This is a genomic window from Marivita sp., from assembly GCF_051859345.1.
Lineage (GTDB): Bacteria > Pseudomonadota > Alphaproteobacteria > Rhodobacterales > Rhodobacteraceae > Marivita.
Genome location: NZ_JBHYFV010000034.1, coordinates 15609 through 29158, shown reverse-complemented (window position 1 = coordinate 29158; position 13550 = coordinate 15609). Strand labels below are relative to the sequence as shown.

The window sequence follows — 13550 nt, the reverse complement described above, 5'->3', positions numbered from 1 at the left end:
CGACATGTTCGATCTTGGCTGGACCGAGCTCTTGGTGATCGGCGTTGTTGCGCTGATCGTCGTGGGGCCAAAAGACCTGCCTGTGCTGTTTCGCAGTCTGGGCAAGTTCATGGGCAAGGCCCGTGGCATGGCGCGCGAGTTCAGCCGGGCAATGAATGATGCCGCTGATGATGCGGGAATGTCGGACATGGCCAAATCCTTCAAATCGGCGTCGAACCCGTTTTCTTCGGCGATGGATGGTGTGAAAGACGCGGCCAAGTCGATGACGGATATCAAACCCGACAGCCAGACCGGCAAGTTGTCTGCAGAGCGTCAGGAGGCGAAGAAGAAGATCGAACTTTCCGCAGCCAAGGCATCCGCAGAACGCAAGGCGCGTGAGGCGGCCGAGGCCGCTGCCAAGGTGGAAGAAATGGAAGCCGCGACCAAAGCGGACACGTCCGAGACAGACACGGCGACGAAAGACACGCAATGAACACCACCCCCGACGAGATCGAGGACAGCTCGGCCCCGCTGATCGAGCATCTGGCCGAACTGCGCAACCGTCTGATCCATTCGGTTGTCGCGTTCCTGTTCGGGATGATCATCTGTTTCACGGTTGCGACACCGCTGTTCAATTTCCTGACCAATCCGCTGTGCCAGGTTCTGGCCGAACGCGGACAGGATTGCGACCTGATCTTCATCAGCCCGCAGGAGGGCTTTTTCGTCGCCATCAAGATCTCGCTTCTGGGCGGGTTCATGTTGGCGTTTCCCTATATCAGCCTGCAGATGTGGCGCTTTGTGGCGCCCGGACTTTACAAGTCCGAAAAGGGCGCTTTCCTGCCATTCCTTGTGGCCTCTCCCTTCATGTTCATCCTGGGCGCGTCGTTTGCGTTCTATGTGGTCACGCCGCTGGCCTATGACTTCTTTCTTGGCTTCCAGCAATTCGGTGCCGAGGGCGAGGCTGTGGTTGGCGAAGAGGTGACACAGGGCCTGTCCGTGGTCTTCCAGGGGTCGGCGCAGGAATACCTCAACCTGACCGTGAAATTCATCGTGGCCTTTGGGATGTGCTTTCAGCTTCCGGTGTTGCTGACGCTGATGGGCAAGGCCGGATTGGTTAGTTCAGAGGGGCTGGGCAACGTGCGCAAATACGCCGTTGTCGCCATTCTGGTGCTGGCCGCGCTGGTCACGCCGCCGGACGTGATCACCCAGGTGATCCTGTTTGTCGTGGTCTACGGGCTATACGAGGTGTCGATCTTCCTTGTGCGCCGGGTCGAGCGCAAGCGCGAGGCAGAGCTCAGGGCGCAAGGTCTCTGGACAGAAGATGACGATCTCGAAGACGATCCGCTGATGAAAGAGTTTGACGAAGACGAGGACGAGAAACGGTGAGCGATTCGATGGAACGGATTGTCGCGGCGCTGGAACGGCTGGCACCAGCGCCGCAGCCAGCACCCGATTTCGACGCGGCGGATGCGTTTGTCTGGCATGTCGATCCGGATCATCTTCAGCCCGTTCACCGGGTCAGCCGGGTGGCAGTGGACCTTCTGATCGGGGTGGACCGAAGCCGGGACACGCTTCTGGCCAACACCCGCCAGTTTGCGCGCGGTCTGCCTGCGAACAATGCGCTGCTCTGGGGCGCGCGGGGCATGGGCAAATCGAGCCTGATCAAGGCTGTGCATGCGGCGATCCTTGCCGAAGGCCTGCGTGTCAAGCTGGTGGAATTGCAGCGCGAGGATTTGCCCAGCGTGGCGCGTCTGCTCAACCTGCTGCGCGCCTCAGATCACCGGTTCCTGCTGTTCTGCGACGACCTCAGCTTCAGCCATGACGACCAGCATTACAAATCGCTGAAAGCGGTGCTGGATGGCGGGGTCGAGGGCCGGCCAGACAACGTGGTGTTCTATGCCACGTCGAACCGCCGCCACCTGATGCCGCGCGACATGATCGAGAACGAACGCTCGTCCGGCATCAACCCGTCCGAGGCGGTCGAGGAAAAGGTGTCATTGTCGGACCGGTTCGGGCTCTGGTTGGGCTTTCATCCCTGCAACCAGGACGATTACCTTGCCATGATCCGCGGCTATTGCGATGCCCACGGGGTCAAGATCGACGATGCAACGCTGCGCGCCGAGGCCATCGAGTGGCAGGCCACGCGCGGGGCGCGGTCGGGCCGTGTGGCGTGGCAGTATTTCACCGATCTTGCAGGACGGCGCGGCGTTTCTCTCTAGACCCTGTATCGGACCGCTTTGCGGTCCGATCGGTTGGGGGGCCAGCCCCCCAAACCCCCCGGCATATTTCAAAAAAGAAGAAGATCAGGCGCGGCGGCGGCGGCCCCCGACACGACCGGCGCGGCCACGGCCCTCGTGTCCGGCTTTCGGCGGCTGCTTGTTGAATTCGATCCAGGCTCCGCCACCATCGTCATTGTTGGTCAGGAAGTTGGCGGCGCGGATGGCCTCCATTTCCTTGCCGGGCTTGGGTTTGGTCGAACCGAGGCCGAACAGGATGCAGAAGGTTTCGTCGTCGATATCTTCCGGTAGAACGATGCCCGCCGCTTCGACCTCGGCTTTCTTTTCGGCCAGTTTCAAAGGCCCAACGGGCAGGGCGACCGGGTTCATGATCGCGCTTGTCATGCCAGCGCCCATCGCCATCGGCAGGAAGGCATTGTTGATGCCGTGCCGGTTCGGCAGGCCGAAGCTGATGTTGGACGCCCCGCAGGTGGTGTTCACACCCAGTTCCTCGCGCAGGCGGCGGACAAGGGTAAACACCTGAAGGCCTGCCGTGCCCATCGCGCCGATCGGCATGACCAGCGGATCAACCACGATGTCATGCGCCGGGATGCCGAAATCGGCGGCACGTTCGACGATTTTCTTGGCGACGGCAAAGCGCACGTCCGGGTCTTCGCTGATGCCGGTGTCGTCGTTGGAGATCGCCACAACCGGTACGTTGTATTTCTTGACCAGCGGCAGGACCAGTTCCATCCGCTCTTCTTCCCCTGTGACCGAGTTGAGGAGCGGACGACCTTCCGCTGCCGCCAGACCGTTTTCCAACGCGCCGGGTACGGAGCTGTCGATACAAAGCGGGCAATCAGTGACAGCCTGCACCCGTTCGACCAGTTCGCGCATCAGCGTCGGTTCGACAAAGTTGTTGTCGGCGTAGCGCGAATCTTCGGCCATCTTGTTCGAGAACACGGCGCCCGAGTTGATGTCGAGGATCGTGGCACCGGCGGCGACCTGCGCCAGCGCGTCGGCTTCGACACGGCTGAAATCGCCGCGTTCCAGTTCCTCGTTCAGGATCTTGCGTCCCGTCGGGTTGATCCGTTCGCCGATAACGCAGAACGGCTGATCGAATCCGATGATGGCGGTTTTGGTCTTGGACTCGACAATCGTGCGGGTCATGCGGCTACTCCTTCAATGCGGGCCAGAATGCCTGGCAGCGCGGGGTCTGTGAAATCCTGAACGGTCATGTCCGCGCCGGCTGCGCGCAGTTTGGCGTCGTCCAGCGCGGATCGTATTCCGATGCTATACGCACCCGAGGCAGCGGCGGCGCGCATGCCAGAGGGGCTGTCTTCGAAGGCGATGCAGTTCCTGGGGGATTCCCCCAAGGCGTCCATTGCGGTCAGATACGGCATCGGGTGCGGTTTCCCGTGGGCGCATTCCTCGCCGATCACGATCACCTCGAAGCGATCGCGCAGCCCGATGGCAGCCAGCATCGCTTCGGCGTTGAGGCGCATGGCGTTGGTGACAATCGCCATTTTCCAGCCTTGCGCCTGTGCGCGGTCGATGAAGGCGGCAAGCCCCGAAGTGGCCGGGTAAGGCGCGGGCAAGCGGGCGCGAAACTGCGCCTCTTTCCATTCACTCAGACCCTGCGGGTCGCCTTCATCCGGCAGGTAGTCTGCAAAGACGTCGACATTCAGGCGGCCATGCACCTGATCCATGTAGAAGCCTTCGGGCAAGGGCAGGCCGCGCGCCGTCCACAATTCCGTGAAGACGGCTTCGTGGATGGGGTCCGAATTCAGCAGGGTGCCGTCGAGATCAAAAAGCAGGGCTGGCATGTTTTTACGTTCAGCGCGCGGCTGAGGCGGGCGCGGTTCCGGCACCACCGTTTTCAATCGCCCAGGTTGCATTGGTCTTGATGCCGCCGAGCGGGAAGAAATGCACCTGTTCGATGTTGAAACCAGGGTTCTTCGCCTTGTGCGCGGCCAGCTTGGTCAGCACCTCTGTCGGCTCGTATGGCAACAACAGCTTGGTCACATCCATCGCGCGTTTCTGAAGCACCTTGAGCGACGGGCCGACGCCACAGGCGATGGCGAACTTGATCAGGGTTTGCAGTTTTGCAGGTCCGGCTATGCCGATATGCACGGGAAGGGTGATGCCTGCGGCGGCAAGGTCGTCCACCCATTTGATGATGGGATCGGCGTCGAAGGCGAATTGCGTGGCCAGCGCCATCCTGGCATCGGTGCGTTCCGAAAACGCCTGCTTCCAGCGCAGCGCGTCTTCGACGTTCTTGCGGCCGCCATTCGGATCAATGTCCTTGTTGCCTTCGGGGTGACCGGCGACATGCAGGCGCTTGAAGCCCGCCTTGTCGAACAATCCGGTCTCCATCATCTGCATGGAGCTGTCGAAATCGCCAAGCGGTTCTGCCACGCCACCGGCCAGAAGCAGGGCCTGATCGACACCGGCTTCGCCCTGGTATCGCGCGATCCAGTCGGCCAGTGTGGCCTGATCCTTGATGATGCGGGCCGGGAAATGCGGCATGACCGGATAACCGTCATCGGCCAGACGCTTGGCTGTCGCGACCATGTCTTCGATGGGCGTGCCTTCGATATGGGCGATATAGACGCGGGTGCCGGGGGCCAGCAGATCGCGGAAATTCTCGACCTTTTCGGCGGTGCGCGGCATCACCTCGATGGAATAGCCTTTCAGGAAGGCGGCCATTTCGGGCGTGGCGCCGGTTTCGATCGTGTCGCGTTTGCGGAAATTCAGCAATGCCATGATGGCCTCCGTCAGGGTCATTGGGGCTTAAGCCCAACCGTCGTTATCTATCAGCGTTTTCAGGCGCTCTTTATCATACTCGGCGTCGAGGCGGGCCGCCTCAGCCGCGCAGACGTCCTGCGCATCGCCATCCACCGGGTAGGGAGCCGCCTTGCGCCACTCCGCAAGATAGCTGTCAGTCTCGGCAGCGCCAGTTTTCATCGCGGCGCGGTCGATGGCTTGCTCGAACCGTTCCGGCAATTGTGCCTTGGCCCCGCGGCGCCCCTTGCCCACGATCACTTGCGCGGGGATATCGCGCCAGTAGACAATTGTGACATCGGCCATTCGTTGATTCCCTTGTTCGCTAGGCGTCTTCGTAGTTGAGGTCGCATCCGGCGCGTGTGCGGTTTTCGACTTAACCGCTTCTGTCTGCGACCCACGGTCACAATAGGGCATCGCGCAGAAGAAGGCGATTCACCGGGAGAGCCATAATTTTCAGGCTCTGCATGAGGTCGCTTCATATATGTGCCGCCGATCCATAACGAAACTTGCGATCATCGAGAAGCCCGCATAGGGTCGGGATAACTTACATATTCGGAAGGCGCAAAGTCATGGCGCCAAAGCGTCCCAAAGGTGCGGGCGCATTCCCGAAACCGGTAGAGAGCCCCGCGCCGTCACGGCCCGACCCATCCGAGCTTTATGCCGCGCTGGATCTGGGCACTAACAGTTGTCGTATGTTGATTGCCCAGCCCAAGGGCAACCAATTCCATGTGGTCGACAGCTTTTCCAAATCCGTTCAACTGGGTGCCGGTCTTGAAAAGTCCGGTCGCCTCAGCCGCGCGTCGATGAACCGGACGATTTCGGCCCTGCGGGTGTGCCAGCAGAAGATCCGCCGTCACGAGGTGACGCGCATGCGGCTGATCGCGACCGAGGCGTGCCGCCGGGCGCACAATGCGCGTGACTTTATCCGTCAGGTGAAACGCGAGACCGGGCTAAACCTCGAAATCATCCAACCCGAGGAAGAAGCGCGTCTTGCAGTGATATCCTGCGCGCCACTGGTCAGCACCAAGACCGAGCAATTGCTGGTGGTGGATATCGGTGGCGGTTCTACCGAGCTTGTCTGGATCGACCTGAGCCAGGTGCCCGCTATCGAACGCCCGCGCGCGATCATGCGTTTGCATGCCGGGTTTCACACCAAGGACAGCCCGTTTCCGGCCGCCAAGGTCGTGGACTGGATCAGCGTTCCCTTGGGTGTGGCGACATTGCGCGACCAGTTTTCGGACGTGGAAAGCGACAGCGCGCGTTATGCGCTGATGAGTTGGTATTTCGAGGAAAACCTTGCCGAGTTCGCGCCCTACAAGGACGAACAGGCGCGCGAGGGCTTTCAGATCGTCGGCACGAGCGGCACGGTCACAACCGTGGCCGCCAGCCATCTGGGCCTCAAGCGCTATGACCGGACCAAGGTGGACGGGTTGCGTATGACCTCGGACCAGATCGAAAAGGTGATTTCGGGTTATTTGCGCCTTGGCCCGGAAGGCCGCCGCGCGGATCCCCGGATCGGGCTGGATCGTCAGGCGCTGATCATGTCCGGCGCGGCCATCCTTCAGGCACTCTTGCGCTGCTGGCCGACGGATCGTCTGTCGGTTGCGGATCGCGGTCTGCGCGAAGGGCTGCTTTATGCGCAGATGTCTGCGGATGGTGTGCTTGAAGACGGGCCGTTCTGAGGATCATCCCAGCAGGTTGATCACCCGACGCAGGGCCAGTTCGTAGCCTTCGATCCCGAATCCGGCGATCACGCCTTCGGCGCGCGCCGACACATAGGAATGATGGCGAAACGCCTCGCGCTTGTGGATGTTCGTGATGTGGACTTCGAAAACCAGCCCGTCATAGGCTTGCAACGCGTCGAAGATCGCAACCGAGGTGTGTGTGAATGCACCCGGATTGAGGATGATGGCATCAGCCGAAACACGCGCTTCGTGGATCCAGTCGATGATCTGGCCCTCGTGGTTCGACTGCATGGATTTCAACGTGAGTTTGGCCGGTTTTGCCAAGACGTCGCAGCGCGCGGTGACATCGTCCAGCGTGTCGGCCCCGTAGATCGCAGGCTCTCGCTTGCCCAGCAGGTTGAGATTGGGTCCGTTGATCAGGAAGACGGTCTTTGACATGAGGCGCTCCGCTTTTGCTGGCCTAGCAGTGCCAGCTTGCCGCTGCCGGTGCAACCGGTCACTGCATCACAGGGCCAGCGCAGCCTGCGTAAGCGCATCCGCAGTAAACGGCATGCGATGCAGGCGCAGACCCGTGCAGTCGTGGATCGCGTTGGCAATCGCTGCAACCGTGGGTCCGGGTGACGCTTCGCCCGCGCCGACCGATGGTCTTTCGGGGTTGTCCAGCAGCACCACGTCGATTTGCGGGACATTGTCAAAGCGGATCACCGTGTAGCTGTCCCAATCACGCGATGTGATGCCGTCGCGGTCCCATGTCACCTGTTCGCACAAGGCCCAGCTTGCCGCCTGCATGAAGCCGCCCTCCAACTGCGCTGTCAGGCCATCGGGGTCGATCACACGTCCTGCGTCGGCGACGATGGTTGCATGCTCGAGTGTGACCTCGGCTGTGTCTGTCACGGACACTTCGACGGCAATGCCGACCCGTGTCATGATGTTCTTGTACTGGGCATAGGCAAGGCCGCGCCCGACACCTTCCGAAAGAGCCGGTCGCGCCTGCACACGGCGTTCGAGTTCCGCCAGCACGGCAGAGGCCCGAGGGTCGTTGAGGTGCGTCTGGCGCAAGGCGATCGGGTCTTTGTCGGCTTGGCGCGCCAGGTCGTCCATGACGCATTCGATCGCAAAGATGTTGGCAACCGCCCCAAGACAGCGCATCGCGGATGTGCGGTGCGGCAGGCCGCGCACAAGGTTCTTGACCAGACGGGTTTCCGGAAAGTCATAGATCGGATCAAGGTTGCGGTGCATGCCCGCATGGGTGCCCATGTTGGCGGGAGAGATGTAAGGCGTCATCGGATCGGCGCGAAAGCGGTTGGCCAGGAGTTTCGCGGGACCGGCACGGTTGGGACCGGGGCGCGGGCGGCCGCGATGGGTGTCGCTGAACGCCTCGGCCGAGAACGCCGTGATCCGACCATCGGACATCTTTGCGTCAACCTGAACCGCCATCGCCGGGGCAAAGGGCTCCCACGCATGTTCGTCCTCGCGCGTCCATTTCAAAAGGATCGGCGTGCCGGGCAAAGCCATCGCAATTAGTGCGGCCTCGAACGCGGCATCATCCGCACCATTGTGGCCATAGCAGCCCGAGCCGGGAACATGGGTGATCTCGACCTGATCGGGGTCCAGCCCCAGGCTGTCGGCAATCGCCGTGCGCAGGGGGTAGATGCCCTGGCTGTGACTGCGCAGGACAAGACGTTCGCCGGTCCATTCCGCCAATGCGGCAGACGGCGCCAACGCCCCGTGCATCTGGTAGGGGCGTTCGAACCGTGCGCTGAGGTCAGGCGCGGGCAGTGGCTCGGGCACCGGTGTGTCTTGTGGCGTGCCGTTCACCACAGGAAAGCGTTGGGCCGTGTCGGCTGTCAGCTGCGCCAGCACGTCCGCTTCGGGCAGGCCGGCGTTCAGATCCCATGTGCAGGCCAGCCCTAGGGCGGTTGCCGCTTTGACCACGTCCCATTCGCGTGGACCCGCCACGGCAACGAAACTGCCATCGCGCAGGATGTGCAGGCCCTTGGTTTCGATCTTGTCGATTGCGGACTGGTCGATGTCACGCAGGGTGGCCCGCGCGTGGGGCGGGCTGACGCGGCGGGCGTGCCACATGCCGGGCAGGTCGAGGTCGTGCAGGAAGGTGAACTTTCCCTGCACCATGTCGGTGATCCCGCGCATGTCGGGGGGTAGCGGGCGCTGGGGACTGTGGCGAGACAGGTCGGGATCAATCGGCAAATCCGTCGGCAATTCATCGGCGAGGTCGATCAGGCTGATGCGGATGTTGGTGCCGGGACGCAGGACAAAACCGTCTTCCAGCGTCCAGTCAGCGCGCGTGCCACCATGTTGGCTGGCCGCCAGTTCCAGAACACCCGAACGCAACGTCGCGGCGGCCAAAGCCACGGCGCGGCCTGATTGTTCGATGGAATTGCTGCCTGATGTGATCCCTTCGTCAGGTGCGTGACCGGTCTGGACCGGGGCAATGTCCAGCTGGGTTGCGGGCAAAGACAGTTCTTCCTGCACGATCCGCACAAGTGCTGTCGAGATGCGCTGGCCGATATCGACCTTGCCGGTGTGGATCAGCAGGTGGTCGCCCTCTGTGGTCAGCCAGTCGGCAACGCGCGGATAGTCCTTGACGCTCATGTCATGCTGGCCCTTTCGATGGCCTTGAGAACGCGAGGATGGGATCCGCAGCGGCACAGATGTGGGGTCAACGCCGCCTTGGTGGTGGCGCGGTCCGGTGTCGGATTGTCGTCCAGCAACGCGGTTGCCGCCACCACGAGGCCCGATGTGCAATAGCCACATTGTGCGGCGGTCTCTTGGACAAAGGCCTGTTGCACGCGCTGGCCGATCTCGGTGTCGGCGATGCCTTCGATGGTCGTGACATTTTTGCCGTCGAACGCTTCGACCGGGGTGACGCAGGACAGCACCAGTTTGCCGTCCACCATGACCGCACAGGCGCCACACTGTTCGAGCCCACAACCCAGCTTGGTGCCTTTCAGCTTCAGTTCGTCGCGCAGGACATAGACCAGCGGTGTGTCCGGGTCGGACGTGATGTCATGTGCGGTTCCGTTGATCGTCAGTCTCAGGGTCACGGGGCGACGCGCTCCCATGTGATCTGGACGTCGACATCTGCCGATTTGAACAGGTTCATCACAGGGCAGCGGTATTCCACGTTGCGGGTCAGCCGGTCAAAGCGGTCCTGCGTTTCCTCGGTATGGACACGGATGCGCAGCTTGACCCAGTTGAAATAGGGGCGCACGCCCTGCACGCCGCGGCTGCCGCGCTGGTCGACCTCGCCATCGGCTTCCATGTCGACGGCGGTGTAGGTGAATTGCATCGCCTCGGCGCAGCGGTTGATGATGACACCTTCGCAGCCCAGAAGCGAGGACAGCGTCATTTCCAGCGGCGTCGGCCCGGTGTTGTTTTCCTTCTCATCGGTGATGACGATGTGATCGCGCACCATCATCACCGACCGGGTCGAGGACTCGTTGCGGGCGCTCACACGACGGATGCCCAGCGCCTTTGTGTTGGGATCGACGCTGGGGGGCAGGAGGTCAGGATCGCTCACAATGTCATCTCCAGAATATCAAGGCCGTGGTTGCGGTCGAGGACATAAATCAGGCCGTTGGCGTCTACATCCACATCGTTGGATTGCGGCGCGGCACCAGTGGGTCCGGGTTCCATGAAATGGGCCACTTCGACCGGCAAATGCGGATCGGCCACGTCGAGCACCCGCAGACCGCCCGCGAACCACGTCGCGTAGATCAGCGTGCTGTCCAGCTTCTCGCGGAACTGGTGCCCGCCGAACCGCACGCCCTCTTCGCCGACCCATGGGCAGAACCGTTCCGACAGATCCCATGCCGCGACGGGTTCCATGTTGTTCAGGTCGGTTACGTCCATGATCCAGATGAAGCCATGAAGGCGACCGGGCTTGTGATCGTGCTCCTCGTCGATGACGACGGCATAGCGTTTGCCGTTGATCGTCTGTTCGAGCGGCATGACGGTGTGGGTCGGTTCGGGAATGGCCTTGGGAAAGCGGTAGCTGCCCTTGACCGTCGGATTGGTGATGTCGCTGGCATCCAGCACCCGGAACCCGGCATGCCAGACCGCCGCCCAAAGTTCGTCGCCGCAGCGCATCGCGTGATGCAGGCGGTGGCTGTAGCCAACGCCGGTGGGGGTTTCACCCTTGGCGACGTGCTGCCCCGGCATGTGCCAGCGCGACACCTCGGTCGGGTTGGTGGGATCGGAGAGGTCGTAGATGACAAGGATGTTGCCGACATAGCCCTCCATCTCGGTCGAGATATAAGCGTAGTTGGCGTCCATGTCGAAACGGTGCACGCCAAAGCCATGCGTCTTGACGTAGGAGAGCAGTTTGGGCGCGGTCTTGTCCGAGATGTCCCAGACGCGGAAGCCGCCGCTGTGGTAGCCGCGCGCCAGCGCCTCTTCGAGAACGGCGATGTCGGATGGTTTGACCGACAGCCGTTCGGCGATCTGGTCGTCTGACAGCCCTTCGGCGCGCAGGCCCGCGATCTTGTCGCCTTTGCGCAGGAAATGCCGCTTGTCCATTTCGACATTGGTGATCATCAGATCACCCGCCACCTTGACCTTGTGGGTGTGCGACCACTCGTCCGGCGGGGCCACATGCGACACGACCTTCGGATTGGCGGGGTCGGACACGTCGATGATCGACGTGCCCATCGGCGGTTTCATGTGGCCGACATAAGCAAAGCTGCCCTGAAGGGTCACTTCGCCGCCGCCTTCGATATCCAGATGGCCCAGTCGGCGGATGTTGCGCGCCAGTTCGTATTCGACTGTCTTTTTCATTCGGCAGGTACCTCGAGTTTACGTTTGCGCCGCATGCCAAAGACGATGGGCAGGATGATGGACATTGCAAAGGCCACCCAGAGGATGTTGCCCAGTGTCGACGAGAACAGAACCATGATGTCTCCATCCGATTTCTTGAGCGACCAGAGGAAATACTTTTCCAGGAGTGGTCCGAGGATGACCCCGATCAGGATCGCGGCGACATGGTAGCCGGTGCGCCGTGCGATATAGCCCAGAACACCGAAGGCCAGAGCGAGATACATGTCGAACATATATTCGCGAGGAACAAATCCGCCGACCAGCGTGAAGGCGATAATCATGGGCGCGAGGTAGATTGTCGGGATCGTGGTGACATGGCTCATGTAGCGGGAAAGCGGCAGGATGGTCAGGAACATGATGACATAGCTGACGGCCATCGCCATGAACATGCCGTAGCCGACCTTGGGCTGATCCTCGAACAGCGACGGGCCAAAGCTGACGCCGTGGAACTGCATCACCACCAGCATGATCGCCGCCGTGGCCCCGCCGGGAATGCCCAGCACCAGAAGCGGCACCAGCGTGCCGGAGGTGACACCGTTGTTGGCGGATTCGGGCGCGATGAGGCCTTCGGGATGGCCGGTGCCATAAAGCTCGGGCGTCTTGGAAAAGCTGCGCGACTGCTGATAGGCGACGAAGCTTGCAATCGACGCACCTGCGCCGGGAATCACGCCGATCACCAGACCGATGATCGAGGTCCAGACGATATGGACCCAGCGTTTCAGCGCGATGTTGACGCCTTCGAACGTGTCACTCCAATTGGGGGCTTTGGGTTCGCCGTCGTGGGTCACGATCACGCGTTTCTCGATGATGACGAACGCCTCGGACACCGCGAACAGGCCGACAAGCGCGGGGATCAAAGGCACCCCGTCATAAAGTTCAAGAAACCCCAGGGTGCCGCGCGGCGTGGCATAGACCACATCGGTGCCGATGGAGCCGATCATCAGGCCCAGGAAACCCGCGATCAGACCCTTTATCATGTCCTGTGCGGCAATCGACGCAATCAGCGAGATGCCGAACAGCATGACCACGATCATCTCGACCGAATGCATGTAGAAGCCGACCCGCGCGAGGATCGGCATCGTGGCAAGGGCGATCATCGTCGTCAGCAAACCACCGATACAGGAGGCGACAAAGGAAATCGCCAGCGCCTGCTGGCCCTTGCCCTGTTTCGCCATCGGGTAACCGTCCAGCGGTGTGGCCGCGGCACCCGCAGTGCCGGGGATGTTGACCAGAATGGCCGGGATTCCCGCGCCCATCCGGGCGGAACAATAGAGCGAAATCATGAACACAAGTCCCGATTGCAAATCGAGCGCCAGTGTCAGAGGCATCAGGATGATGATCGTGTTGGCTGCCGAGAAGCCCGGAATGCCGCCAACGATCAGGCCTAGAAAGATCGTCGGGATGATGATGTACCAATACCCGATGGTGTCAAAAAAGACCTCGGTGAGGATTGAGGCTGTGCTGCTATCCATTGATTATGGCCTGCATTGTGGTTTCGAACCATCCCCGCGGGAAGCGTGTGTCAAAGGCCCAGATGAACACGGCCCATCCGGTCAGGGCCATGGTGGCTGAAACCATCGTGATGAACCCCGGGTTCTTGCCCTTGGCGAGGATCAACATGCTGATGGCCAGGAAGAGAAAGGTCATCAGCGTAAAACCCAGCGTGTCGATGAACGCCACATAGGCAATGGTTGTGACCAAAAGCCCGATGCGTCCGGTTCGGATGTCGTCGATGGTGAACAGGTTGCTGAATCCCAGTGATCCCTCACCCCGGCTGAGCCAGAACGCGCAGCGGATGAAGAACAGCGAACAGACAAACAACAATATGCCGCCAATGAGGAATGCGCTGACCTGTGCGGTCCATGGCGAGTTCCAGATCGTCGAGAAGAAATAAAGCGTGAAGCCCACCGCGAGGATGGGGATAACAAGCTCTCCGCCAATCTGGCGTGGCGGTTTGTGAGGGTCCGAGGGCATGGAAAAGCCGTCCTGTCTGCGATTTGAGTGGGGGTTGACCGGCAGCTTTCTGTGCGCTGCCGGTCGTGTTTGC

The 13550-nt window shown here is 61.4% G+C and carries 15 protein-coding genes; 4 read left to right on the top strand and 11 right to left on the bottom strand.

What is annotated here, in order from left to right; all coding sequences use genetic code 11:
- Positions 1-4: 4 nt before the first annotated feature.
- Genes tatB through ACTIEN_RS17485 form a run of 3 tightly spaced genes read left to right on the top strand, consistent with a single transcriptional unit; the run spans position 5 to position 2198 of the window.
- Positions 5-472 carry a Sec-independent protein translocase protein TatB gene (tatB, locus tag ACTIEN_RS17495; RefSeq protein ID WP_439524438.1) on the top strand — a complete coding sequence of 156 codons (468 nt, stop codon included), beginning with the start codon at positions 5-7 and terminating at the stop codon, positions 470-472.
- On the top strand, positions 469-1365 hold the full coding sequence (gene tatC, locus ACTIEN_RS17490) for a twin-arginine translocase subunit TatC (RefSeq protein ID WP_439524437.1): 897 nt from the start codon (positions 469-471) through the stop codon (positions 1363-1365). The genes tatB and tatC overlap by 4 nt, the downstream gene beginning before the upstream one ends.
- An 8-nt stretch (positions 1366-1373) precedes the next feature.
- Positions 1374-2198, top strand: a complete 825-nt coding sequence (locus ACTIEN_RS17485; RefSeq protein ID WP_439524453.1) for an ATP-binding protein — start codon at positions 1374-1376, stop codon at positions 2196-2198.
- Positions 2199-2282: 84 nt separating this feature from the next.
- Here ACTIEN_RS17485 and ACTIEN_RS17480 read toward each other — a convergent pair whose 3' ends face one another.
- The 4 genes from ACTIEN_RS17480 to ACTIEN_RS17465 are packed head-to-tail and all read right to left on the bottom strand — an operon-like array spanning position 2283 to position 5285.
- Entirely contained in the window at positions 2283-3365 is a 1083-nt protein-coding gene (locus ACTIEN_RS17480; protein WP_439524436.1) for a methyltetrahydrofolate cobalamin methyltransferase, read from the bottom strand.
- The gene (locus ACTIEN_RS17475; RefSeq protein ID WP_439524435.1) at positions 3362-4021 is read right to left on the bottom strand and encodes an HAD family hydrolase; all 660 of its coding nucleotides are present in this window, start codon (positions 4019-4021) and stop codon (positions 3362-3364) included. Before ACTIEN_RS17475 ends, ACTIEN_RS17480 begins: the two co-directional genes overlap by 4 nt.
- A 10-nt stretch (positions 4022-4031) precedes the next feature.
- Positions 4032-4961 carry a methylenetetrahydrofolate reductase gene (locus ACTIEN_RS17470; protein WP_439524434.1) on the bottom strand — a complete coding sequence of 310 codons (930 nt, stop codon included), beginning with the start codon at positions 4959-4961 and terminating at the stop codon, positions 4032-4034.
- Positions 4962-4988: 27 nt separating this feature from the next.
- Positions 4989-5285 (bottom strand): virulence factor, encoded by a 297-nt coding sequence (locus tag ACTIEN_RS17465; protein WP_439524433.1) that lies wholly within the window; start codon positions 5283-5285, stop codon positions 4989-4991.
- 266 nt (positions 5286-5551) lie between these two features.
- Here ACTIEN_RS17465 and ACTIEN_RS17460 point away from each other — a divergent pair, with 266 nt between their 5' ends.
- On the top strand, positions 5552-6664 hold the full coding sequence (locus tag ACTIEN_RS17460; protein WP_439524432.1) for a Ppx/GppA phosphatase family protein: 1113 nt from the start codon (positions 5552-5554) through the stop codon (positions 6662-6664).
- Positions 6665-6667: 3 nt separating this feature from the next.
- Here ACTIEN_RS17460 and aroQ read toward each other — a convergent pair whose 3' ends face one another.
- The 7 genes from aroQ to ACTIEN_RS17425 all read right to left on the bottom strand — a co-directional run bounded on the left by aroQ (position 6668) and on the right by ACTIEN_RS17425 (position 13477).
- On the bottom strand, positions 6668-7105 hold the full coding sequence (gene aroQ / locus ACTIEN_RS17455) for a type II 3-dehydroquinate dehydratase (RefSeq protein WP_439524431.1): 438 nt from the start codon (positions 7103-7105) through the stop codon (positions 6668-6670).
- 66 nt (positions 7106-7171) lie between these two features.
- Positions 7172-9280, bottom strand: coding sequence for a molybdopterin cofactor-binding domain-containing protein (locus tag ACTIEN_RS17450; protein ID WP_439524430.1), 2109 nt, complete (start codon positions 9278-9280; stop codon positions 7172-7174).
- Entirely contained in the window at positions 9277-9732 is a 456-nt protein-coding gene (locus ACTIEN_RS17445; protein ID WP_439524429.1) for a (2Fe-2S)-binding protein, read from the bottom strand. Before ACTIEN_RS17445 ends, ACTIEN_RS17450 begins: the two co-directional genes overlap by 4 nt.
- On the bottom strand, positions 9729-10208 hold the full coding sequence (locus tag ACTIEN_RS17440) for an OsmC family protein (RefSeq protein ID WP_439524428.1): 480 nt from the start codon (positions 10206-10208) through the stop codon (positions 9729-9731). The genes ACTIEN_RS17445 and ACTIEN_RS17440 overlap by 4 nt, the downstream gene beginning before the upstream one ends.
- Positions 10205-11464 carry an LVIVD repeat-containing protein gene (locus ACTIEN_RS17435; RefSeq protein ID WP_439524427.1) on the bottom strand — a complete coding sequence of 420 codons (1260 nt, stop codon included), beginning with the start codon at positions 11462-11464 and terminating at the stop codon, positions 10205-10207. Before ACTIEN_RS17435 ends, ACTIEN_RS17440 begins: the two co-directional genes overlap by 4 nt.
- On the bottom strand, positions 11461-12975 hold the full coding sequence (locus tag ACTIEN_RS17430; protein WP_439524426.1) for a tripartite tricarboxylate transporter permease: 1515 nt from the start codon (positions 12973-12975) through the stop codon (positions 11461-11463). Before ACTIEN_RS17430 ends, ACTIEN_RS17435 begins: the two co-directional genes overlap by 4 nt.
- Positions 12968-13477, bottom strand: a complete 510-nt coding sequence (locus tag ACTIEN_RS17425) for a tripartite tricarboxylate transporter TctB family protein (protein WP_439524425.1) — start codon at positions 13475-13477, stop codon at positions 12968-12970. The genes ACTIEN_RS17430 and ACTIEN_RS17425 overlap by 8 nt, the downstream gene beginning before the upstream one ends.
- Between the last annotated feature and the right edge of the window lie 73 nt (positions 13478-13550).

What these genes read in the sequence shown, in the direction of transcription:
- tatB (WP_439524438.1), top strand. Translation starts at nt 5, where the DNA reads ATGTTCGATCTTGGCTGGACCGAGCTCTTGGTGATCGGCGTTGTTGCG.
- tatC (WP_439524437.1), top strand. Translation starts at nt 469, where the DNA reads ATGAACACCACCCCCGACGAGATCGAGGACAGCTCGGCCCCGCTGATC.
- ACTIEN_RS17485 (WP_439524453.1), top strand. Translation starts at nt 1,374, where the DNA reads ATGGAACGGATTGTCGCGGCGCTGGAACGGCTGGCACCAGCGCCGCAG.
- ACTIEN_RS17480 (WP_439524436.1), bottom strand. Translation starts at nt 3,365, where the DNA reads ATGACCCGCACGATTGTCGAGTCCAAGACCAAAACCGCCATCATCGGA.
- ACTIEN_RS17475 (WP_439524435.1), bottom strand. Translation starts at nt 4,021, where the DNA reads ATGCCAGCCCTGCTTTTTGATCTCGACGGCACCCTGCTGAATTCGGAC.
- ACTIEN_RS17470 (WP_439524434.1), bottom strand. Translation starts at nt 4,961, where the DNA reads ATGGCATTGCTGAATTTCCGCAAACGCGACACGATCGAAACCGGCGCC.
- ACTIEN_RS17465 (WP_439524433.1), bottom strand. Translation starts at nt 5,285, where the DNA reads ATGGCCGATGTCACAATTGTCTACTGGCGCGATATCCCCGCGCAAGTG.
- ACTIEN_RS17460 (WP_439524432.1), top strand. Translation starts at nt 5,552, where the DNA reads ATGGCGCCAAAGCGTCCCAAAGGTGCGGGCGCATTCCCGAAACCGGTA.
- aroQ (WP_439524431.1), bottom strand. Translation starts at nt 7,105, where the DNA reads ATGTCAAAGACCGTCTTCCTGATCAACGGACCCAATCTCAACCTGCTG.
- ACTIEN_RS17450 (WP_439524430.1), bottom strand. Translation starts at nt 9,280, where the DNA reads ATGAGCGTCAAGGACTATCCGCGCGTTGCCGACTGGCTGACCACAGAG.
- ACTIEN_RS17435 (WP_439524427.1), bottom strand. Translation starts at nt 11,464, where the DNA reads ATGAAAAAGACAGTCGAATACGAACTGGCGCGCAACATCCGCCGACTG.
- ACTIEN_RS17430 (WP_439524426.1), bottom strand. Translation starts at nt 12,975, where the DNA reads ATGGATAGCAGCACAGCCTCAATCCTCACCGAGGTCTTTTTTGACACC.
- ACTIEN_RS17425 (WP_439524425.1), bottom strand. Translation starts at nt 13,477, where the DNA reads ATGCCCTCGGACCCTCACAAACCGCCACGCCAGATTGGCGGAGAGCTT.